The organism is bacterium (assembly GCA_018814885.1).
Classification (GTDB): Bacteria; Krumholzibacteriota; Krumholzibacteriia; order LZORAL124-64-63; family LZORAL124-64-63; genus JAHIYU01.
The window spans coordinates 1-21,969 of record JAHIYU010000133.1; the positions used below are offsets into that span (position 1 = coordinate 1).

General features: G+C 66.4%; 25 protein-coding genes. 1 reads left to right on the top strand and 24 read right to left on the bottom strand.

Going from position 1 to position 21,969, the window contains the following annotated elements:
* From KJ554_09385 to rfaE1, 19 genes are all read right to left on the bottom strand, one after another.
* Positions 1–791 (bottom strand): hypothetical protein (locus tag KJ554_09385; protein ID MBU0742546.1); only part of this gene is annotated, 791 nt, incomplete at its 3' end.
* A gap of 21 nt (positions 792–812) precedes the next feature.
* Positions 813–1,568 carry a zf-HC2 domain-containing protein gene (locus tag KJ554_09390; protein ID MBU0742547.1) on the bottom strand — a complete coding sequence of 252 codons (756 nt, stop codon included), beginning with the start codon at positions 1,566–1,568 and terminating at the stop codon, positions 813–815.
* A 20-nt stretch (positions 1,569–1,588) separates the two neighbouring features.
* Positions 1,589–2,275 (bottom strand): sigma-70 family RNA polymerase sigma factor, encoded by a 687-nt coding sequence (locus KJ554_09395; GenBank protein MBU0742548.1) that lies wholly within the window; start codon positions 2,273–2,275, stop codon positions 1,589–1,591.
* A gap of 85 nt (positions 2,276–2,360) precedes the next feature.
* Positions 2,361–3,128 (bottom strand): hypothetical protein, encoded by a 768-nt coding sequence (locus KJ554_09400; GenBank protein ID MBU0742549.1) that lies wholly within the window; start codon positions 3,126–3,128, stop codon positions 2,361–2,363.
* Positions 3,125–4,825, bottom strand: a complete 1,701-nt coding sequence (locus KJ554_09405) for a tetratricopeptide repeat protein (protein ID MBU0742550.1) — start codon at positions 4,823–4,825, stop codon at positions 3,125–3,127. The genes KJ554_09400 and KJ554_09405 overlap by 4 nt, the downstream gene beginning before the upstream one ends.
* A gap of 155 nt (positions 4,826–4,980) precedes the next feature.
* A complete protein-coding gene (gene rnc / locus KJ554_09410; protein MBU0742551.1) occupies positions 4,981–5,787 on the bottom strand; it encodes a ribonuclease III in 807 nt (268 codons plus the stop codon).
* A 28-nt stretch (positions 5,788–5,815) separates the two neighbouring features.
* Positions 5,816–7,054: a beta-ketoacyl-ACP synthase II gene (fabF, locus tag KJ554_09415; GenBank protein ID MBU0742552.1), complete on the bottom strand. Its 1,239-nt coding sequence runs from the start codon at positions 7,052–7,054 to the stop codon at positions 5,816–5,818.
* 105 nt (positions 7,055–7,159) lie between these two features.
* Positions 7,160–7,396, bottom strand: a complete 237-nt coding sequence (locus KJ554_09420) for an acyl carrier protein (GenBank protein ID MBU0742553.1) — start codon at positions 7,394–7,396, stop codon at positions 7,160–7,162.
* A gap of 28 nt (positions 7,397–7,424) precedes the next feature.
* Entirely contained in the window at positions 7,425–8,156 is a 732-nt protein-coding gene (fabG, locus tag KJ554_09425) for a 3-oxoacyl-[acyl-carrier-protein] reductase (protein ID MBU0742554.1), read from the bottom strand.
* A 61-nt stretch (positions 8,157–8,217) separates the two neighbouring features.
* Positions 8,218–9,180 carry an ACP S-malonyltransferase gene (fabD, locus tag KJ554_09430; protein MBU0742555.1) on the bottom strand — a complete coding sequence of 321 codons (963 nt, stop codon included), beginning with the start codon at positions 9,178–9,180 and terminating at the stop codon, positions 8,218–8,220.
* Between the two features lie 22 nt (positions 9,181–9,202).
* Entirely contained in the window at positions 9,203–10,204 is a 1,002-nt protein-coding gene (plsX, locus tag KJ554_09435) for a phosphate acyltransferase PlsX (GenBank protein MBU0742556.1), read from the bottom strand.
* A gap of 29 nt (positions 10,205–10,233) precedes the next feature.
* Positions 10,234–10,410, bottom strand: coding sequence for a 50S ribosomal protein L32 (rpmF, locus tag KJ554_09440; GenBank protein ID MBU0742557.1), 177 nt, complete (start codon positions 10,408–10,410; stop codon positions 10,234–10,236).
* A 25-nt stretch (positions 10,411–10,435) separates the two neighbouring features.
* Entirely contained in the window at positions 10,436–10,921 is a 486-nt protein-coding gene (locus KJ554_09445) for a DUF177 domain-containing protein (protein ID MBU0742558.1), read from the bottom strand.
* Between the two features lie 106 nt (positions 10,922–11,027).
* A complete protein-coding gene (locus KJ554_09450; GenBank protein ID MBU0742559.1) occupies positions 11,028–11,432 on the bottom strand; it encodes a nucleoside-diphosphate kinase in 405 nt (134 codons plus the stop codon).
* Between the two features lie 16 nt (positions 11,433–11,448).
* Positions 11,449–12,336, bottom strand: coding sequence for a succinate--CoA ligase subunit alpha (gene sucD, locus KJ554_09455; protein MBU0742560.1), 888 nt, complete (start codon positions 12,334–12,336; stop codon positions 11,449–11,451).
* 21 nt (positions 12,337–12,357) lie between these two features.
* Complete coding sequence (sucC, locus tag KJ554_09460) at positions 12,358–13,491, bottom strand: ADP-forming succinate--CoA ligase subunit beta (protein MBU0742561.1); 1,134 nt, start codon at positions 13,489–13,491, stop codon at positions 12,358–12,360.
* 74 nt (positions 13,492–13,565) lie between these two features.
* Entirely contained in the window at positions 13,566–14,882 is a 1,317-nt protein-coding gene (locus KJ554_09465) for a cyclic 2,3-diphosphoglycerate synthase (protein MBU0742562.1), read from the bottom strand.
* Between the two features lie 96 nt (positions 14,883–14,978).
* Positions 14,979–15,443 (bottom strand): adenylyltransferase/cytidyltransferase family protein, encoded by a 465-nt coding sequence (locus KJ554_09470; protein MBU0742563.1) that lies wholly within the window; start codon positions 15,441–15,443, stop codon positions 14,979–14,981.
* Between the two features lie 14 nt (positions 15,444–15,457).
* On the bottom strand, positions 15,458–16,426 hold the full coding sequence (gene rfaE1, locus KJ554_09475; protein MBU0742564.1) for a D-glycero-beta-D-manno-heptose-7-phosphate kinase: 969 nt from the start codon (positions 16,424–16,426) through the stop codon (positions 15,458–15,460).
* A 143-nt stretch (positions 16,427–16,569) separates the two neighbouring features.
* On the opposite strand from rfaE1, the gene KJ554_09480 reads away from it, so the two are divergent.
* Positions 16,570–16,878: a DUF3467 domain-containing protein gene (locus KJ554_09480; protein ID MBU0742565.1), complete on the top strand. Its 309-nt coding sequence runs from the start codon at positions 16,570–16,572 to the stop codon at positions 16,876–16,878.
* A 25-nt stretch (positions 16,879–16,903) separates the two neighbouring features.
* Here KJ554_09480 and KJ554_09485 read toward each other — a convergent pair whose 3' ends face one another.
* The 5 genes from KJ554_09485 to KJ554_09505 form a co-directional block, all read right to left on the bottom strand.
* Positions 16,904–18,082 (bottom strand): ABC transporter permease, encoded by a 1,179-nt coding sequence (locus KJ554_09485; protein ID MBU0742566.1) that lies wholly within the window; start codon positions 18,080–18,082, stop codon positions 16,904–16,906.
* Complete coding sequence (locus KJ554_09490) at positions 18,079–19,410, bottom strand: ABC transporter permease (GenBank protein ID MBU0742567.1); 1,332 nt, start codon at positions 19,408–19,410, stop codon at positions 18,079–18,081. Before KJ554_09490 ends, KJ554_09485 begins: the two co-directional genes overlap by 4 nt.
* A gap of 9 nt (positions 19,411–19,419) precedes the next feature.
* On the bottom strand, positions 19,420–20,352 hold the full coding sequence (locus KJ554_09495; GenBank protein MBU0742568.1) for an ATP-binding cassette domain-containing protein: 933 nt from the start codon (positions 20,350–20,352) through the stop codon (positions 19,420–19,422).
* On the bottom strand, positions 20,349–21,305 hold the full coding sequence (locus KJ554_09500) for a lysophospholipid acyltransferase family protein (GenBank protein ID MBU0742569.1): 957 nt from the start codon (positions 21,303–21,305) through the stop codon (positions 20,349–20,351). The genes KJ554_09495 and KJ554_09500 overlap by 4 nt, the downstream gene beginning before the upstream one ends.
* A gap of 51 nt (positions 21,306–21,356) precedes the next feature.
* On the bottom strand, positions 21,357–21,969 hold a 613-nt coding region (locus tag KJ554_09505), incomplete at its 5' end, for a DNA-processing protein DprA (GenBank protein MBU0742570.1).

The following is a 21,969-nucleotide window of genomic DNA, read 5'->3' on the forward strand; positions in this document are numbered from 1 at the left end:
ATGGCCGTGCCCAGGCGTGCGCGCATGTCCGCGAGCCACTCGCGATCCTGGAGCAGACCGGACGGCTCGGACACCTCCTCCCAGCTCACCGTCACCCCCCGCGTGGCACCGTCCGTGCGCAGCCACTCCACGCCCGGAAAACCGTCGGGGCGTGCTTGATTCTCCTTGAAGACAGAGGGCAATTCGATGCGAAAAGCGTATGCATTCCAGGCGTTCTGTGCGATGTCGGGCATGAGCCCCTGGCGACTATTATCGTGTACGATGCGCCTGTTGATGTCGCGGAAGAGGGTGTCCCGCAGGGCAGGCGACTGGTCGTTGAGCGAGCGGATCAGGTCGTTGGGATTGCGGGCGACGGCCACGATGGCCAGTTGATTGCGAAAATACGGATCATGCAGCGCCACGACCCCGCCCCGTCCGCTCGTGAGCCGCACCAGCGCGTCGCGGGGCAGCAGCTTCTCGACGGCTTTCTGCACGGGGCCTCCCGCACCCCAGCGGCAGACGAAGAAAAGGTTGCGGTAGTTGCGCCCGTCCCGCCAGCGCTTGTCCGTGAAATGATGGAAGCGGTAGGTGTCCTCTTCCCTGATCACGAACGTCTCCTTGGGGCTCAGTCGCTCCAGAACCGGTTCGAGTGCGGTCACGAGCTCGGGATCGGTCGTCATGACGGCGATCTCTCCATAGGAGCCGACTGCGGAGATGATGGTCTCGCGTCCGTCCCGCTGGCATCCCCCGAGAACCGCTCCTAAAAAGAGTGCCGCCCCGAGGATCGCGACGGCACGCAAGCGGGTAATCATGACATCACTCCGAGCCTCAGATCAATGGGTCTCCTCGCCACTTTCAGCTTCAAGATAGTTGATATCGGTGCCTTCGAGCAACGATTTAAGAGCGACGTTCTCGGCCTGCAGCTGTCGCAGCATGAATTGCAGGCGCCCGTTTTCCTCGCGGAGGGCGGCGACCGCATCGAGACCCTCGCGATCCGATCCGCGCCAGGAGGTGGGCACCCAGCCCGAACGGTCCAGGAGGTTGGGTTGCGTCAGGCTCCAGCCGTTGACGGTCCTGCCCTGGTCGCGCGCGCCGGACAGGAGGGGGCGGTAGCGGGGCAGCAGGGGGAGCCGGTCGGCATTGCCTGCACTCAGGGTCACGGGCGAGGGGGAAACCTCAGTCGCTGCTTCCGCGAAGCGGTGATCACCGGCGGCGGGCAACGGACCTTGCTCGAGCGGGAGTACCCATACGGCGACAACCGTCGCCAAGGCTACGCCGGCGAGCGAGGACAGGGCGAACGAACGCAACCAACCGGATGATCCGTGCGCGGAATCGACCCAGGGCACGGCGCTGGATGCGACCGAGCCTTGCATGGCCCTGTTGAGCTTGAGCTGGAGCGTCCACGAGAAGGTCTCGGACGGCTCGGCAGCCGTGGTCCGCAGCAGACGTCTGCCGGTCTCGAGCTCCCCGCGATAGGATCGGCAGGCCGAGCACCGTCCCACGTGCTCCTCGAGCGCGCGAGTCCTGCGGGCCGGCAACATGCCGTCCATCTCCTGACTGATCAGTTTTCTCGCCGTGACACAAAACATCGATGTCCTCCGGGGCGTTGTCAGCTCTCTTCGCCATTCATCTGTGCCTCGAGACGCTCGAGGTCGGCCAGAAGGGCCTCGTTCTTCAGGAGCGGCTTGATGTTCTGACGGAAACGGTTGCGCGCCCGGTTGATCCGGGAACGGACCGTGCCCAGTTTCAAACCGGTAACCTGTTGTATCTCCTCGTAGGTCAACTGTTCGACTTCACGGAGCAGGAAAGGAATCCTGTACTTCTCGGGGATGGCGCGGGTCGCCTCGGCGATCAGGTCGCCCAGCTCGCGCCCCTCCAGGCGCAGCGTGGGATCGGCCGACGGGTCGGGTGGATCGAGCGGGATGTCGTCGTCGTTCAGCGGGGCAGGATCCAGGTTGAGCATATACGGTGTCCGCTTGCGCTTGCGCACCCGGTTGCGCACCAGGTTGGTGGCGATGGTGAAGAGCCACGTTGAGAACCTGGCGATCTCACGGTACTTGTCCGCATGGATATAGGCGCGAATGAGCGTATCCTGCGCGAGCTCTTCGGCCTCGACAGGATCGGCAACCATGCGGAGGATGAAACTGTAGAGACGACCCTTGAATCGCCTGACCAGTTCGTCGAAAGCCCTTTTCTGCCCCTGCTGGACCAGCGCGATCAGATCCTCGTCGCGCAGCTCGGCATACGCTACGGCGCCGTGCCGGCTCGGATCCTGGTGCTTGTCAGTCATGAACATCGTCAGCTCCTCGCAGGGGTGGCGGGGCAATGACCATCCGCGTCAACAACGGACCATTTGGCGAGTTCCCGCCAAGCGGAAAAAACTAGCGCCCGGGCGACAACAATTCCCCCAGCGGCCAGAGGGGAATGAATACCTCGTCGGGAAAATATTCGACCTGCCTGTCCGGCAATGCCACGACTCGCAACGACCCCGCCCTGCGCGACGATGTCAACCGCCACCCGCGCTCTCCCGCGAAGCTCACGCGCCACACCTCGTCCCCGGCGCCCCGGCCCCGGCCCCTGTCCTCCAGTCTGCGCCGGAACCCGCCGGCTTCGGCGGCCGGCCACGTGACGGCGCAGACATCATCGTCTTCGTGGGTACGTTCGGGCCAGGGCGTCCGCGAATGGCGGTGCCGCGGCCGTCGCATCTGCACTTCGGCTCCGCAGGCGATCAACCCGGGCATGGCGTCCCGTCCGGAGGCTGCCAGTTCGAGCAAGGCGGTCAGGCGCTGTCGCTGGCCGGGAGACAATACCTCAATCTTGTCTCGCCAGGGCTGCAGGAAATCGCCATGATCCCCCGTGGCGACGATCGTCCAGCCGTCCCCCAGCTGGTGCATCAGGTCGTTCATAGCCGCCTGGCCCCTCTCCGCCTCCTGCGTCAACAGGACGTCCAGGCGCCAAGGTCCGTCCGGGTCGCGCAACCAGCAGGCGAGTCCCTCGGCACTGCGTCCCCAGGCCGAGAAGCTCCAGGTGACCCCCTGCAAATTGCCGGCCCGCTGGGCGGGATCGCTCCCGGCGACGGCAGAGACCGCCATCGCACAGAAGCAGAGGGAAAGCACGGATGATTTATGCTTGGGCGACAGGTTCCTCATTGCTTCACCGGCTTCAGCTCTTCGATCACCGGCTGAAGCGATGCGGCGTCCCCTCCCAGCAGCAGCGCCCTCTCGAGGATCTCGAGGGCGCGCTCGTGACGGCCGAGCTCCAACAGCACCATGCCCAGGTGCTCGAGGATCTCGGGGTCTTCCGGCAGGGTGTTGGCCGCGTTGACGAGATAATCGATGGCGTCCGCATAAGCGCCCAGGCGATAGTACAACCAGCCCAGGGAATCCAGATAGGCGGGATTATCGGGGTCCTGCTTGAGGGCGGCCCGGATCAGGCGCTCCGCCCTGTCCAGTTGGACTCCCTGGTCGGCCAGCGTGTAGCCCAGAGCGTTGAGCACGACCGGATCCCCGTCGTGCTCCGTGAGCAACGACTCCAGGACCTCCCGCGCATCGTCGTGCCGGCCGGTCTTGTCGTAGGCTAGGGACAGGTTCATGAGGGCTTCCCGCCGGAACTTGGGTTCTGTGGCGGCAATCAGGTAGGACGACACAGCGCCCTCGTGCTCTCCCATGGCCTGGTACGTCGCGCCGATCATCATGTGGCTCGAGGGCGTATCGTCCCCGGCCAGCAGTTCCTGAGCCTTGCCCGCCAGGGCGAGGACTTCCCGGCGCAGCGGGTCGTCGACAGGCAATCGCCCGCCATGGGCGAAGGCGTCAGGATGCAGCTTGCTCAAGATCGATATCAAGGACAGCAGAAAATCGGGGGCCATTGGATCCATCTCGATGGCGCGGCGCACGTGCTGCTCGCCTCCATTCAAATCGCCGGCCTCCGCCATGAATTCGCCCAGGAACAGCTGCGGCAGGGGAGACTCGGGCCACCGGCGGACGGTGGATTCCAGGGCGGCGACCGCCGCTGGCCAGTTCCCCCGGCGAGCGAGCAGTCGCCCCATGAACAGGGAGGTTTCCAGGTCCAGCGCTTCGGTGTCGAACAGGGGCTGCAGGAACCCGGCCGCCACGGCATCCCGGCCCTCGCCAACGATCAAGCCGGCGGCGGTCCTTACCCACGAGGTATCCAGCACTTCGGAGCCGACCGCCGAGAGACTATCGCCGGTCATTGCCACTGTGATGGCTGCCGCGTCGCGTCCGAGAGCGATATGGTGCTGCAGGGCCCCGAGACGCAGCGGGCGCGACTCCGGCAGGGCAGTCAGGCCTTCGGCCCAGATCGCGGTCGCCTCGGCGTGCCGTTGCAGATGCACGGCCATCTCGGCCATCGCCATGTAGATATGTTCGCGCTCTTCGGGCAGGACGGGCAGCAGGGAGCGATAGGCGCTCAGGGCGTCGTCCCAGCGGCGGGAACGCGACAGGATCTCCGCCTGCAGTATCCCGAGCTGGAGGGAATCGGGATGTTGCAGCCGGAAGGCTTCCAGGGCGCCCAGAGCCTGGTCGTAGCGCTCCATGGCTACGAGGAGGGACACATGCTGCAGCCAGGTCTCGTACTGTACGGATTGGCGGGCCACGAGTAGCTGCGATACTTCCAGCGCGTCGCGGAGATAGCCGAGTTGGATCAGGGCGTCCCGATAAGCTGTCGCGAATTCTTCCACTTCCGGGCTCAGGCGGTGGGCGTGTGCGAGATAGGGCACGGCGCCCGCCGTGTCTCCCTGTTCCATGAGTGTCAGACCGATCATGTAGCTGGTGGCCACGCCGTGCGGCAGCTCTTGCAGATCCCGGGCGATCTCCTCGGCGTAACTCACACTGTCTCCTGCGGCCGGTTTCGTCGCCACGGCCGGGACGGCCCGAGTCCACAAACAGAGGGCCAGTACGGGAATCGCGAGCTGAAACCGCTGAACCAGGGGCATGGCCCCTCCTTGATGTTGCGCCGGCTGGTACAGGACGCGGGAACCATCGCTTAATCCGGATTGTCGAGCAGTCCCGGTTGCGTCCCGAGGCGCCGCATCGCTGCGGTGGCCGCGGCCTGTTCCGCCCGCTTCTTGCTGGGGCCGGCGCCGCGACCGAGCACGATGGCACCGAACAGCACTTCCACCATGAAGGTGCGCGCGTGGTCCGGCCCGCTGGCATCGACCAGGCGATAGGCGGGAGGCGATTTGTGGCGGGCCTGGATCATCTCCTGCAGCCGGCTCTTGTCGTTCACAAGGGTGCGCTCGGTAAGGAACGCGTCCGCGTCTTCGAGCAGCCACAGATCGATGACCTCGGCGGTGGCCTTCAATCCACCATCCAGATAGACCGCGCCGATGATAGCTTCTACCGCATCGGCCAGGATGCTGGCGCGTTTGCGGCCGCCCGTTGCGGCCTCCCCCCTGCTCATCTGGATATGTTCGCCCAGTTTGAGGCGACTCGCCACCCGCGACAGGCTCTCACCGCAGACGAGCTTGGATTTCATCTTGGTGAGGTCTCCCTCCTCGAGCAGGGGATAATGTCGATAGAGGTAGGCGTTGACCACGAGACCGAGCACCGAGTCGCCGAGGAACTCGAGCCTCTCGTTGGACTCGAGGCGGCCACCGCCGAGGATGTGCGTTTGGGATCGATGCACTAGGGCCTGACGCAACAGGTAGGGATCCGTGAAGGTGTAGTTCAGCTTTGCCTGGACGGCCTCCAGGGCCAGGGCTTCGGCGCGCGCGTCGATCACCAAGCGCGTGGCATCTTGTCTGGAGACGCCGCGTGCCACGACGGATTTCAGTCGCTTCCAGAAACCCATGCCCGGCGACTCCCCGCTTCTAGCTCCTTCATCCACTCCAGCGACGCAGGCAGAGCGAGACGTTGTGACCTCCGAAACCGAACGAGTTGCTGAGAGCCGACGCCACGTCCCGCGCGACCGTCTCATTGGGACAATAGAACAGGTCGCAGGCGGGATCGGGCGTTTCGTAGTTGATGGTCGGCGGCAGCTTCCCCGACTGCAGGGCCAACGCGGTGATCGCTGTCTCGACTCCCCCCGCCGCCCCCAGGAGATGTCCGGTCATCGACTTCGTAGAAGAGACGGCGAGTGCGCCGACGTGGTCGCCGAAGAGATCGGCGATGGCCTTGGACTCGATCCTGTCGTTGAAGGGTGTCGAGGTGCCGTGGGCATTGATATAGCCGATCGCCGTCGGCTCCAGCCCGGCGGCTGCCACGGCCAGGCGCATGGCGTTGCGCATGCCGTGTCCCTCGTTTTCCGGCTGGGTCATGTGATAGGCGTCGCCGGTCACGCCGTATCCCGCGATCTCGGCGATGATATCGGCACCACGGGCTAGCGCACTCTCCAGTTCCTCCAGCACGATGATTCCGGCGCCCTCGCCCAGGACGAAGCCGTCGCGCTCCGCGTCGAACGGGCGGCTCGCGCGTCCGGGATCGTCGTTCCTCGTCGACAGGGCTTTCATGTTCGCGAAACCGGCCAGCGCCATGGGGCTCACACTCGCCTCGGCGCCGCCGGTGACCATCAGATCCGCGTCGCCCATCATGATGTGCATGGCCGAGGCGACCAGCGCATGGCCGGCCGAAGCGCACGCGGACACGGTGGCGTAGTTAGGACCGCGGTAGCCGAAGCGGATGGATACGAGGCCCGTGGCCATGTCTGCGATCATCATGGGTATGAAGAGAGGCGAGACGCGCGACGGGCCCTGCGCGAGCAACTTGCCGTGCTGCTCCTCGAAGGTCAGCATGCCGCCGATACCGGAACCGATCAGGACTCCCGCGCGCTCCGGATCGAACTCGCCCGGCGCGGCCTGCGCCACGGCCTCGGCGGCCGCACAAACGGCGAACTGCGCGTAGCGGTCCGCCTTGCGGGCGTCCTTGGGATCCATCGCCATGGTCGGATCGAAATCCTTGACCTCGGCGGCGAAGTTCACCTTGAAATCGGAAGTGTCGAATGCCGCGATCGGCCCCACGCCGTTGCTGCCAGCGAGCAGGGCTTGCCACGTTTCATCGCGCGTGAGTCCGACGGCCGTGATCATGCCGATTCCCGTGATAACGACCCTGCGTCGCTCCATCGGTTACCTCCCAGCAAATGAAGACTGCCCCGGTGCCGGGCGGGAAGCCCAGAACCGGGGGCGCATCGACCGGCAGCGGGTCATTCGACCGGCATTCCAGCAATTTCAGTCCAGGTGCGACTCCAGGTAGTCGATGGCATCCTGGACCGTCCGGAGTTTCTCCTGATCCTCTTCGGGGATGGTGATGTTGAAGACCTCTTCCAGGTCCATCACCAACTCGACCGTGTCCAGGGAATCCGCCCCCAGGTCGTCGGTGAACGAGGCCTCGGGGGTGATCTGCTCCGGGTTCACGGAGAGCTTACGCTCGATTATCTCGTACACCTTTTCCTGAATGGAACTCATGGCTGGCGTTCCCTCCTTGGGAATGTTCTCAGGTAACCATGCCGCCATCCACCACGATCGTCTGTCCCGTGATGTAGGCCGCGTCTTCGGACAACAGGAAAGCGACGGCGGCTGCGACATCTTCTGCCGAGCCGAGCCGCTTCAAGGGGATCGCCTTGAGCATGTCCAGCTTGACCTGCTCGGGGAGATCGTGGGTCATGTCGGTGGCGATGAAGCCCGGGGCAATGGCATTGCACGTGATGGCTCGCCCACCGAGTTCCTTTGCCACAGACTTGGTCATGGCGATCACGCCGGCCTTACTGGCGGCGTAGTTGGCCTGTCCGGCGTTGCCCGAAAGACCGACCACCGAAGCGATGTTGACGATCCTGCCGATTTTCTGGCGCATCATAAGAGGCGCCACGGCCTTTGTAAAGTAGAAGGTTCCGGTCAGGTTCACATCCAGAACCTGTTGCCACGCTTCGGGCTGCATTCTCAGTAGGAGGCCGTCGCGGGTGATGCCGGCGTTGTTCACGACGCCGTAGATCGGCCCCAGTTCCGCGGCTGCTCGCTCGACCAGGCCCTGGACCGAATCCCAGTCGGCCACGTTCCCGGCCAGGGGCAGGTACTTGCCGTCTCCCGCGAGGGACGCCGCGGCTCCCGCCACGGTCTCCTCCATGATATCCACGAGCGCCAGATCGTACCCGCGGGAGGCCAGCGTACGGGCGATGGCCAGACCGATGCCCCGTGCCGCTCCCGTGATGATCACGGCCTTGTCACTCATCTGCCACTCCTTGGTTGCGGAGAATGCCCGCAGTCCGGCCGAAAGGCGGTAAAGCGCAGCATTATGCCAGCAGATCCCCGAGCCTGTCCAGTACCGTCTCGAGTTCCGCCGCCGTGCCGACGGGCAAGAACGCGATGTCCGGATGTTCCCGCCGCGCCAGGTTGCTCAGGACCTTGCCGGGCCCCACTTCCAGGACGACTCGCGGCTTCTCGCCGGTAGCGCCGCCGGACGCGATGACGTCCAGGCTTTCGTGCCACAGGACGGGCGCCGTCAGCTGGCGCCGGAAACCGTCCTTGAGCATCGTCCCCGCGGTAACGGGGCTGGCGGAGACATTTGCCACCAGCGGCGCGGACGGGTCGGTGACACGGACGCCCTCCAGGTGCTGCGCGAAGGACGCCGCGGCATCCTCCAGCAGGGGCGAATGGAAAGCGCCGCTGACGTTCAGGCGGATCGCCCTCTTGGCGCCCGCTTCCTTGAGGGCCGCGCACGCGGCCTCGACAGCCGCCACCTGGCCGGAGATGGCGACCTGGGAGGACGAGTTGTGATTGGCCAGCACGACGACGCCGTGAGTCTCGGCGATCCTCGCGCAGACCGCCGACACCACGTCGGCCGACAGGCCCATGACGGCGGCCATGGCGCCGGGCCGCTCCTCGCCCGCGGCGAACATCAGCTCGCCGCGCTTGCGGACGAGCCTCAGACCGTCGGCGGGTAGCAGGGCGCCGAGGACCACCGCGGCCGAGAATTCGCCCAGGGAATGTCCCGCCGCCGCGCTAGGGACGATGCCCCTTTCGCGCAACTCCAGGGCGACGGCAACCGAGTGGGCCAGGATGGCGGGCTGGGCATTCCGGGTCTCGGTGAGCGTTGCGGCTGGGCCCTCGAACATCAGATCCGTGAGGGGGTGGGCGAGGATGCGGTCCACGTCCGCGAGAAACCTGGCGCCGGGACCGTCTCCGGCGGCGAGATCGCTGGCCATGCCCACGGCTTGTGAGGCTTGTCCCGGGAATAGCATCGGCAGCCTGTGCATGAGGAACCTCCAGCGGGTGGGGTCAGGATGACGCACGCAAACGTTGCATCAGGCGCGCAGGCATGTCGTGCGAGGCGAGTCTCGAGGCGATGCGGAGGGCGCTGGTGACCGCACGGGCCGAGCTGGCGCCGTGACCGATGATGACCGAGCCGCGCACGCCGAGCAGAAGTGCGCCGCCGGTGGAGGCGTAGTCCAGGCGATTCAACAGGTCGCCGAGGCCCGCCGAACCGACACCGTTCGCGGCGGCCGGAGCGCTGTCCCGGTAGGCCTTCAGCAGGAAGGCGCCGAAACCCTCCACCAGCTTCAGCACCATGTTGCCGGTGAAACCGTCGGTGACGACCACGTCGGCCTCGCCGAAAAGCAGCTGTCGTCCCTCCACGTTGCCCACGAAGTTCAGGTCCGAAGCGGCCAGCAGCGCATGGGCGGCGACCGTCAACTCGCTGCCCTTGCCGGGCTCCTCGCCGATGTTGAGCAGGCCGAGACGCGGTCGTGCGACCTCCAGCAGTTCCCGGGCGTAGACATCCCCCATCACGGCGAAGGTCACGAGGTGTTGCGGGGTGCACTGGACGTTCGCACCCGCGTCGAGCAACAGGAAGCGGCCGTCGTAGGTGGGGATGACCGTGGCGATGGCGGGCCTGTCGACGCCCTCGATCCGCCCCAGGAGCATCAGGCTGCCGGCGACCATGGCGCCCGTGCTCCCGGCGCTGAAGACGGCCTGCACCCGGCCTTCCTTCTGGTCGCGCATGGCGCGGACGACCGGCGAGTCGGGCTTGGCCCTCACGGCCTGGGCCGGGGACTCGGCCATCTCGATGATCTGGGCACAGTGGACGATCTCGTAGGACGAAGGCACGGCAGCGAGGCCGGCTATCTCGCGCTCGATCGCATCCCGGTCGCCATACAGCGCGAGGCGGAAGCCGCCTTCGCGCAAGGCGTCGAGGGCGCCGGGCACGAGCGCCGGCGGGCCGATATCCCCGCCCATGGCGTCGACGGCGACGACGGGGGGCTCCGTCGCTGCACGGCTCATTCAGCGTCCTCCATACCTGCTTTCACGTCCTAGTCGACGACCATCACTTCGCGCTCGCCGTAATGACCGCATTTGCGGCAGACGCGGTGGGGGCGGCAGGCTTCGCCGCAGTTGCCGCAGCGCGTCACGCAGGGTGAGGCGAGGTTCCAGTGCGAACGCCGCTTGCCTTTCTTGGCGTGGCTCGTCTTCTTCTTGGGAACAGCCATCTCGTATCCTCTTTTCCGTTGTCCCTCAGGACGGCAAGCCATCCCAGCGGGGATCGATTATCTCCTGAGCACAGTCGCAGGTCTCGACGTTGCGATCGGCACCGCAGTGGGTGCAGATCCCGCGACAGTCCTCCCTGCAGATCATCTTCTGAGGCAAAGTCAGGAGAGCGGCCTCCTTCAGGGCGGGGGTCAGATCCACCTCGCCCTGGGCCCGGTGAACCGTCCAGGCCGAGCCATCCTCCTCGTCATCGACTCTTTTGTCGCGAACGATCGCCACATCCACTTCCGCGACATATCGCATCTCGAACCCGGCGAGACAGCGATCGCACTCGGCTTTCCCGGAGACGACCAGGTCCCCGCGTACGGAAACACGGCTAACCGTGCCGTCGGCCTGCAGCTCGCCCACTATGCGCACCTCGCCCGCGTCGCCTTCCTCGAGATCCAGTCGGCAGGTCTCGTCGACCAGGAGCGATGAGCGTCCGCAGGGCAGTATGTCCAGATTCAGCTTCATGCAAGCGCCCCACGTTACAAGCCGCCGGGCCGTCTGTCAAGACGACCCACGGGCGCCGCCGGACCGTCCAGACGACGCCGGACCCGGATCTGCCGTCGATCCGGCGTCAGCCGAAGATGATGTCCAGTTCGACCTTGCCGTTCGCCACGGAATCGGAGGCATGGACGGCGTTCTGGCTGAGCGAGGTGCCGAACAGCGAGCGGATCGTGCCGCAGGCGGCGTCGGCCGGATTGGTGGCGCCCACCAGTTCACGCAGTTTCACGATGGCGTTGTCGCGTTCCAGGTGCACCGCGACGACGGGGCCGGAGGCGATGTAATCCACCAGATCCGGAAAGAACGGGCGCTCCCGGTGCACGGCGTAGAAGCGCTCCACCGTGCTGCGATCCAGGTGCTTTAGGGCCAGGTTCTTGATGCGAAAGCCGTTCTTCTGGACCATGGCCAGGATCTCGCCGACCGCCTGTGTCCGGGCGGCGAGGATCTCCGGCTTGATCATCATGTATGTCTGCTCCAACTGTCCATCCTCCAGTCTATTGCGGGGCATCCCTCCAGATTTCCTTCAACAGGGGCACCACGTCCACGGGACGATCCGCGACGGGAATGTTGGCCGCTTCGAGGGCCTGCTTCTTTTCGGCTGCCGTGCCGGAGCCGCCGGTGACGATGGCGCCGGCGTGCCCCATGCGCTTGCCCGGCGGCGCGGTGCGGCCGGCGATGAAGGACACGACGGGGATGTCCATGTTGGCATTGATGTACTCCGCGGCGCGTTCCTCGGCGTCGCCGCCGATCTCGCCGATCAACACCAGCGCTTGCGTCTCGGTATCGGCGGCGAACGCCTGCAGGGCGTCCATGAAGCTGGTGCCGATGACGGGATCGCCGCCGATGCCCAGACAGGTAGTCTGGCCCAGACCGGCCCGGGTCAGGGCATCGACCACCTCGTAGGTCAAGGTGCCGCTGCGCGAGATGAGACCGACCGATCCGGGGGCCACGATATTGCCCGGCATGATGCCCATCTTGACCTTCTGGCCGGGGTTGATGAAGCCGGGACAGTTGGGACCGACCAGCCGCACGCCCCTCTCCTCCAGATAGGGCATGACCTTCACCATGTCGAGGGTGGGCACGCCCTCGGTGATGCAGACCACCAGCTTGCAGCCGGCGTCAGCGGCTTCGCAGATCGCGCCGGCCGCGCCCGCGGGGGGCACGAAGATGACCGAAGCCGCGGCGCCGGTCTCGGCGACCGCCTCGGCCACCGTATCGAAGACGGGCACCTTGCCCTCGAAGGTCTGTCCGCCGCGGCCCGGCGTCACGCCCGCCACGATGTTGGTGCCATAGTCGAGCATGGACTTGGCGTGGAAGCTCCCGTCCCGCCCCGTGATACCCTGGACGAGGATCTTGGTGTCGCCGTCGCAAAAGATCGCCATGAGTCTCTCCTCTGCCGCCGGCTACTTGCCGGCCTGCTCGATGGCCTTCTGCACGGCCTCGTCCATGGTGGCGGCGGGGATCAGGTCGGTCTCCGCCAGGAGTTCGCGGGCCACGTGCTCGTTGGTGCCGGTGAGGCGGACCACGATGGGCACCTTGATGTCCATGCGCTCTGTGGCCTCTATGATGCCCTTGGCCACGTCGTCGCAGCGGGTGATGCCGCCGAAGATGTTGAAGAGGATCACCTCGACGTTGGCGTCGCGCAGGATGATCTCCAGGGCCTTGACCACCTTGTCGGGATTCGAGCTGCCGCCGATGTCCAGGAAGTTCGCCGGCATGCCGCCGTAGTACTGGACCAGGTCCATAGTCGCCATGGCCAGGCCCGCGCCGTTGACCAGACAACCGACATTGCCGTCCAGCTTGACGAAGGAGAGATCGGCCTCGCGGGCCAGGCGCTCGCTCTCGTCCTCCGCGTCCAGGTCGCGCAGGAGCTCGAACTTCGGATGACGGTAGAGGGCGTTGTCGTCCAGGTTCATCTTGGCGTCGATCGCCTTGCCCACGCCCTCGTCGGTGAAGATGTAGGGGTTGATCTCGGCGAGGGAGGCGTCCGCGTGCATGAACGCAACGTACAGCTTCTGCATGCCGACGGCCAGCTGCCGCGCCTTCTTGATGTCGCCGGTCATCTTCATGGCGACCGTTAGCGCCTGATGGTCCAGCAGACCGTAGCGGGGGTCGATCGGAAGCTTGAGGATGGCATCGGGATTGTCCTTGGCCACCTGCTCGATCTCCACGCCGCCCTCGGCGCTCGCCATGAGCAGGACCCGGCGGGTGCCGCGATCCACGAGCATGCCCACGTAATACTCCTCGGCGATGGTCTCGGCCGGCGTGATCAGCACCTTGCGGACGATGTGGCCCTTGATGTCCATCCCCAGGATGTTGCCCGCGTGCTCGCGCACGTCGTCCTCGGTCTCGCAGAACTTCACGCCGCCCGCCTTGCCGCGGCCGCCGGTCAACACCTGCGACTTGACCATCACCGGCAAGCCGTACTTGCGCGCCAGCTCCAGCGCGCCTGCGACAGAGCCGGTGGCTTCGCCGGGAGGCACGAGCAGCCCGGCGGAGCGGAACAGATCCTTCGCCTGGTATTCGTGGATATTCACGTAGGAACCTCGCTGTGGTTGATTAGCCTGGACGCGGAACGCGGGGAGCGGCCGCCCACTCTCCGCGCGTGCGATCAATCGATGAACTTCGCCAGCATCGCCCGGAGATCTGGGCTGCCGATCTCCTGCAGATCGTAGGCGACGCGGGCCACGGGCTTGTCGATGTCGACCACCCGCGTCAGGTCGATGGGCGTGCCGATGACGACGGCGTCGCACTCGACGGCGTTGATCGTCTTCTCGAGATCCTGGATCTGCTGTGCGCCATAACCCATGGCCGGCAGCAGGGAGCCGATCTCGGGATAGATCTCGAAGGTTTCGGCGAGCTTGCCGGTGACCCAGGGACGCGGATCGACCAGGTCGGCGGCGCCGCAGCGCAGGGCCGCGATGACGCCGGCGCCGTAGGTCATGCCGCCGTGGGTCAGGGTCGGGCCGTCCTCGACGACCAGCACTCTCTTGCCGAGGATCAGTTCGGGGTGGTCGACCGTCAGCGGCGAGGCGGCCTCGATGATGACGCAGCCGGAATTGATGCTGCGCACGTTCTCGCGGACCTCCTCGATCTGATCGAACTGGGCTTCGACGACCTTGTTGATGATGACCACGTCGGCCAGCCGGACGTTGGTCTCGCCGGGGTAGTAGGTCAGCTCGTGGCCGGCACGGTGCGGATCGGCTACGACGATGTGCAGATCGGGCTTGTAGAACGGCGTGTCGTTGTTGCCGCCGTCCCAGAGGATGATATCGGCTTCCTTCTCGGCCTCGCGCAAGATCGCCTCGTAATCGACGCCGGCGAAGATCACGTTGCCGCGCACGATGTGGGGCTCGTACTCCTCCATCTCCTCGATGGTGCAATCGTGCTTGGTCAGGTCGTCGAGGGTGGCGAAGCGCTGCACGACCTGCTTGGCCAGGTCGCCGTACGGCATGGGGTGGCGGATGGCCGCGACCTTGAGCCCGGCGGCCTGCAGGATCTCGCTGACGCGTCGGGTGGTCTGGCTCTTGCCGCAACCAGTGCGCACGGCGCATATGGCGACTACGGGTTTGCTGCTCTCGATCTGGGTCAACCTCTCCCCCAGCATCTTGAAGTCGGCGCCACAGGCGTTGACCATAGCGGCCTTGTGCATGACATCCTCATGGGAGATGTCGCTGTAGGAGAAGATGCAGGTCTCCACGTCGTGCTCCGCGATTAGCCGCGGCAGGTCCTCTTCGGCCTCGATGGGCACGCCATTGGGATAGAGCTTGCCCGCAAGTTCCGGCGGATAGGCCCGGCCGTCGATGTCCGGTATCTGAGCGGCCGTGAAAGCGACGACTTCGTACTTCTCGTTGTCGCGGTAGACACAGTTGAAGTTGTGGAAGTCGCGCCCGGCGGCGCCGATGATGATGATCTTTTCCCGGCTCATGGGAGACCGTCCTCTCTTGTATGTGAACACGCGTTGAGGCGCCCGCCTCACCGTCGCGACGGGGCGTGCCGGCCGCTCGCGACGCTGCCGATTCGTTCAGGGCAGGCGCCTGATGGACTCGATCAGCCCGCTCGTGGAACATCCTGTTCGCATGCGCACGCGTACCACGTCGCCTCCCCAGGATCGCACCTCAGGCGCGCCGACGATCTCGTCCTCTGCATACTCGTCGCCCTTGACCAGCACGTCCGGCTTGACGAGCGTGATGGTCTCCAGCGGCGTAGGCTGATCAAATATGGTAAGTGCCGCAACGGGGCGCAAATACTGCAACACGGCACAACGGTCGGCCGCGGGTACGAGGGGACGTCGGTGCCCCTTCAGGGCACGCACCGAGGCATCGGAGTTCACGGCCACCAGCAGGATATCCCCACAGGCCGCGGCTTCCGCCAGGTACTCCACATGACCGCGGTGGATCAGATCGAAACACCCGTTCGTGAACACGATGCTCTTGCCGCGGGCGCGTACGCGCGCCGCCCAGGCGGCGAGTTCCGCACGTTCCAGCAGCGGGGCGGCGCCTTTCACCGCTGCACCGCTTCGATGAGCTGTGCGGACGAAATCTCCGCCGTGCCGAGCTCGGCCACGGCGAGGCCGGCGGCGTGGTTCGCGAGATTCGCGGCTTCCAGGAAAGTGGCGCCCGCGGCCAGAGCGGCCGTGTACACCGCGACGACCGTATCGCCGGCGCCGGTGACGTCGAAGACGTCTCGAGCTTCCGTGGGCAGATGATGCTCATCGCTACCCTCGAACAGGGCCATGCCGTGTTCGCCCCGCGTGATCAGCACGGAACGGGCGCCCGTTCGTTCCAGCAGCACCAGCGCGGCGCGCTGCAGGGAGTCGGGATCCACTATGGGTATGGCGGCGGCGGCACCGGCTTCCTTCTGGTTGGGAGTCAGTGAGGTGCAACCGCGGTACTGGGCATAGTCCCCGTTCTTCGGGTCCACCACGACGGGCGTCTCGGCGGCGGCGGCCATGGTGATCACGGCGCGCAGGACATCGTCCGTCAGCACACCCTTGCCGTAGTCGCTTAGCACGATGGCGTCGAAGGGCCCGCTGTAGCGCAGCCGGCGGACCAGCTCGTCGCGACGATCCTCATCCAGCGTCTCATCCGCCTCGACATCCGCCCTGACCACCTGCTGGTGATGTGCGATGATGCGCGTCTTCAGGGTGGTGCGGCGACCGTCCACACTCAGCAGTCCCGTGGCGGCGATTCCCCGCTCGTCGAGCAATCCCGCCAGGGTACGCGAGGTTTCGCCGGTGCCGACGACGGCGAACAGTTCAACCTCTGCGCCCAGGGCCCGTATGTTGGCGGCGACGTTGGCCGCACCGCCCAGCTTGACGGTCTCTTTGCGCAACCTGACCACGGGCACCGGCGCTTCGGGGCTGATGCGATCCACCTCGCCCCAGAGAAAGCGGTCGACCATCGCGTCGCCTACGACGGCCAGACGGAGGTCGCTGAAGCGTGCGATGATTTCCTGGCTGCGATGCGGCATGAGGGCTCCCGGGTCGGAACGAGCAAGACAACGACCGCAAACTAGCACCGGGGCTGCGGGCAGTCAATACGGTGAAGCAGGCCGGGCTGGCGCGTCGGTCTCCCGTGCGTTACCATGGTGTCGCCACCAACCGGGAGGTACCCGTGGATAAGAAGCAACCGCAGAAGATCAGCGTGGAACTGGGCGAGGCGCAGGCCGAGGGGATTTACAGCAACCTCGCACTGATCACCCACTCCACCAGCGAGTTCATCTTGGATTTCGCCAAGCTGCTGCCCGGCCTGCCCAAGGCCAAGGTCAGCGCCCGCATGATCATGACGCCCCAGAACGCCAAAGCGCTCCTGAAGACCCTCGAGGTCAACGTGCACCGCTACGAGGAGAATTTCGGCGAGATCAAGCTGCCGGGCAAGCCGCCGGCGGAGTTCGGCTTCCAGACGACGGATTCGAAGAACTAGGGGGCTGTCGTCCGGCCCCGACGTCTCAATCGATCAAGCGCCGGAAACGAATCGTGGCCAGACCCAGCAGCACCACCAGCCAGACCGCCAGCGCGAGAAACCGCCCCGAGTTCTCCACGATGCCATAACCGCGCCCGACCATGTCGTGGAAGACGGTGATGGCTTGCCCGGTAGGCAGGACCAAGCCGATCTGCTTCATGAATCCGGGCACGATCTCCAACGGCCACCAGAGCCCGCCGAGGGGGGCGAGCGTCATGCTCGCCGTCATGCCGATGCCGTCGGCCTGGCCGGGTGTACGGCAGAACGTGGCCAGCACCAGGGCCATGGCGGTCGAGACGCCCGTGAACAGGATCATCAGGAGCACCAGCGACGCCGGGGATTCGCCGTAGTCGATGTTCATCACCAGGGCGTTGAGCACGAGCAGGACGGTCATCTGCAGCAGACCGACGACCCAGGGGCCGAGCAACATGCCGAGCGCCAGCAGGGCGGGCGACGCGGCGCCCAGCCTGAGCCGGGTCAAGGTGCCGCTGCGCCTCTCGATAACCACGTCGCGGACGGACATCAGCATGAACATCATGACGAACATCAGCGTATAGGCGGGGCCGGTGTGCTGGCCTCCCTTGCTCAACTTCAACTCGGCCTGCTCGCGGCGCCCGAGGAACTCGCTCACGAGGGTCAGTCGCGGCTCATTCCAGAGCGAATCGAAGCGGGCGGTATCGAAGGCGCCGGCAGCGGCCCGGCGGCCGGCGCGCCCGGCCTCGATCCGCAACACCGCCGTCTCCAGGTCCGTGCGCGCCGTCTGCGCGCTCAGCCGATCGGCGTCGTGGAAGAACGAGAGCGACGCCGGCCGGGCGGTCAAGAGACTGTCGGCGAACCCGGCCGGGATGAAGAGGACCGCGGTGCGCCGCCCCTCCCGCACGAGCTCGCGGGCCAGGATCTCGGAACCCACGGTATCCGCCACGACCGCGCGATAGGTCTCCCCATCGGACAGCTCGGCGATCAGGGCCGCCGAGTCGCCGCTGCGGTCCGCGTCGAAGATCGACACCTCCGGGAGGCCGCCCCCGGAGTCGAAGACGCCGAACATCATCCCCATCAGGACCGAGAACATCATGGGCATGCCGAAGAGCCAGAAGATGTTGCCGCGATCGGCCAGGATCTTGCGGATGTGCACTTCGATGAGCGCGAGCAGGGCGCGTCCCTTCACAGCAACTCCCCCCTCCGCTCGCGGCGGTGCAGCAGCAGCAGGGCCACTACCAGCAGGACGGCGGATATGCCGGCCAGCACCGAGAGGGAATCGGTCACCGCGGACAGGCCCCGATCGTAGGAGACGATCGCGGTAAAGCCCTCGTTGGCCCAGTAGTTCGGCGTGAAGCGGGCCGCCGAGCGGATGAACGCCGGCATGGCTTCCGCGGGCACGAAGTTGCCGCCGATGATGGCCATGAACAGGATGATCCCGGTGCCGACCTGGCCCATCTGCTTCTCGGTCCGTGTCAGCATGGCGAGGACGAGGAAGAACGAGGCGAGGGCGGCGCTGGTCACCAGCGCATGTATCGGCAGGGCCACCGGGTCCGGTCCCAGATTCAGGCGAAAGACCAGCCTGCCCACGGCGAAGAGGATCAGCAGCTGCAATAGGCCGTTGCCGGTGGCGAAGGCCCACTTGCCCAGCAGCAGGTCCCGGGCGCGCAGGGGCGAGACGAGCATCCGGCGCAGGGTGCCGCCCTCCCTCTCCCGGTGGATGTCGCCGCCGGCGCCCCCTGCCGAGAACATCAGGAAGAACACGGCCATGCCCGGCAGGAAGTAGTCGAACATGTTGCGGCTGGCGCGGGCGTCCTCGTTCTCCGCGAGCGCCTCTCCGGTCCGGTCCTCCACCCGCAGGTCGATGCTCGCCCGTTCGAACGCGTCCTGGAGACTGAGCTGGTTGTCCAGCAGCCGCTGGAGCTCTTCCCAGGCCGTGCGGGCCTCGGCGGAGCCGTCACGGATGCGGCGGTAGACATCGAGGGTCGAGGCGTCGTCAAAAAGACCGCCGATGGCGTCGGCCTCCCCCCGCGCGGGATACCAGTCGTCGGGCCAGGCGCCGAAATAGGCGGCTTCGCCCGCCCGGACGTACAGCAGCATCCGCTCGAGGATCTGCTCCACGATGCCGGCCTTGAACTCGGAATTGATGTCCTTCCAGAGGGTGACCTCCACCCTGTCGCCGCGCAGAAGGCGAGTCATCAGGTCGTCGGGAATGATCAGCGCGGCCCGCATCTCGCCCGTGCGGACCAGGCGTTCCGCCTCCGCGCGCCCGGTCCACGTGACGTCGAAGAGCCCGGTTTCCCGCAACGCGTCGTCCAGGAACTGGCGGACCACCGCGGGCACGTCGCCGACGACCGCCAGGGGGATCGCGCTGATGCCCGCTTCCCCGCCGAAGCCGCCGAAGGAGAGACCGAGGATGGCCGTCAGGACCAGCGGCAGCAGCAGGGCCACGATCACGGCGTTGCGGTCGCTCCACCAGCGGCGCAGGTCCTTCACGATCACGGTGCGCAGAAGCAAGGCGTCCTCCTATTCGCGCAGCGCGCGTCCGGTGACCTTGAGGTACAGGGTTTCCAGGTCGGGCCGGATGATCTCCAGCTGCTCGAGGGTGAGGCCGCGCCCGGCGAGCTCGCTCTGCAGGACCGGCAGCAGGCTGGCGCCGTCGCGGCATTCGATCTGCAGCTTGCCGCGTCGCTCGCTCACCTCCAGCACATCGTCCCGGGTCGAGAGGGCGGCGGACAGAGCCGCCATCTCGGCCGCCGGCACCTGGCATCTCATCAGGTCCGCCTCGCCGATCTGCCGGATCAGCTCCTCCTTGTTCCCCAGGGCGACCATGCGTCCCTGGTCGATCACGGCGATACGATCGCAGAGCTGCTCGGCTTCCTCGAGATAGTGGGTGGTGTAGAGGACGGTCAGGCCGTCGTCGTTCATCTGCCGTATCAGCTCCAGGATGCGCGAACGGGCCTGGGCGTCGATGCCCACGGTCGGTTCGTCCAGGAACAGGACCTCGGGACGGTGCACCAGGCCGATCATGATGTTCAGTCGCCGCTTCATCCCGCCCGAGAAGCCCTTGACGGGCCGGCGCGCGTGATCGACGAGCTGACTCACCTCGAGCAATTCCCCCACCCTGACGCGCAGGGCCTTCCCGTCGAGTCCGTACAGCCGCCCCCAGAATTTCAGGTTCTGCTCGGCGTTCAGCTCCTCGTACAGGGCGAGTTCCTGGGGCACCACCCCGATGCGGCGGCGCACCTGGACCGGTTCCCGCGTCACATCGTGACCGCAGACCGTGACGGAGCCCGCATCGATGGGCAGCAACGTGGACAGCGCCGAGATGGTGGTCGTCTTGCCGGCGCCGTTGGGCCCGAGCAGCCCGAAGATCTCCCCCTCTTTCATGTCGAAGGAGATGCCGTCCACGGCGGTCACCGTACCGAAACTCTTAACGAGATCTGAGACCTGGATCATGAGGTGAGCTCCCGGTCGAGTTCTTGATCTTGGCCCGTGCCGACGGCCGCGGCCGCGGATCGCTCGGCGGGCGGGCGCGTCTTCCAGCGGCGGTGGATCCAGAAGTAGTGGTCCGGGTGCTCGCGCACCACGCCGCTCAGGACATCCGTGAAGGACTTCGTCAGTTCGAGTACCGCCTCCTGCTCGTCCCAGGCCGGGTCCATGCGGAGAGGATCGTGGAAGCGCGCCACGTGCGTGCCGTCCGCCTGACGCACCAGGAAGACGGGTATGATGGGACATCCCAGCTTGTAGGCGAAGTAGGCCAGACCGCGGGGCGTCGAGGCCGGCCGCCCGAGGAAATCCACGAAGATTCCGTCATCGCCGGCGTTGGCGTCCGGCAGGACGCCGACGAAGCCGCCCGAACGTACGTGCCGCACGAGTTGGCGAACCGAGGCGTCGGCCCGGATGACGCCCAGGCCGGCGCGGGCGCGGATCTTGTTCTGCAGCCGGTCGGCCCAGGGATTGGACTGGGTGCGCACCAGGTACCTGGTGGGATAGCCGTACGCCGACACGGCCGCGCCGAGCAGCTCCCAGTGGCCGAAATGACCCGTCATCAGCAGGGCGCCCTCGCCGGCAGCGCGCAAGCCGTCCAGGTAGCCTGTGTTCTCCAGCCGGACACGGGCGCGTATGCGGGCCGGGGTGAGCCGGGCCAGCGCGAAGAAGGCGAAGAGGTTGACGCCCAGGTTCGCATAGATCCTCTCGGCCAGATCCCAGAGCGACAGTACATCCCGGTCCGGGAACGCGTGCGCCAGGTTGTCCAGCACCACCTGGCGGCGCGCGCCTACGTGCCTGAAGACGAAACGGCCCAGAGCACCCCCCAGCTTCTCCAACCAGCTCTCGGGCAGGATGCTGGCCAGCGCGAAGACGAGGCACAGCAGCGCGTACTCCAGCGCCCAGAGTATCTTCTTGGGCATGATGCCACTCCCGACGATCGATCAAGTGCCCATCGTTGCGCGTTGCACGGATCAGGGAATCCAGATCTTACGGGCTATCCCCCCGCCGGGCAACCTCACGATCAACCCGGCCATCTCCAGCGCCAGCAGCCCCTCGTGCCAGATATCCTCGGTGCCCGCCCAGCGCTTGCGCAGTTCTGACAGTCTCAGACCCGTCAGATCCAGGCGATCCCAGATCCAGCGGGCCGTCGAACCGGCCACCGGCAGCATCTCCGCGGGCGGTTCCCCCGGCTCCGGTGCGGCTCCCGACGGCCGCCCCAGCACATCGATGACGTCGCCGGCGCGTTCCACTAGGTGGGCGCCCTGCTTCAGCAGGTGGTGACATCCCCGGCAACCGTCCACGTCCACCGGCCCGGGCACGGCGAAGATCTCCCGCCCCTGATCCAGCCCATGGATCGCCGTGGACATGGCACCGCTGCGCAACGGGGCCTCCACGACGATGACGCCCAGCGCCAGACCGGAGACCAGCCGGTTGCGCCGGGGAAACAGGAACGGCAGCGGCGCGCCCCCGTCGGCGGCCTCGGTTACGACGCACCCCCGGCGCTCGATCCTGCGGCGCAGCTCGACGTGTCCCGCCGGATAGGTGCGGTCCACGCCCGTGGCCATGACCGCCACGGTGACGCCA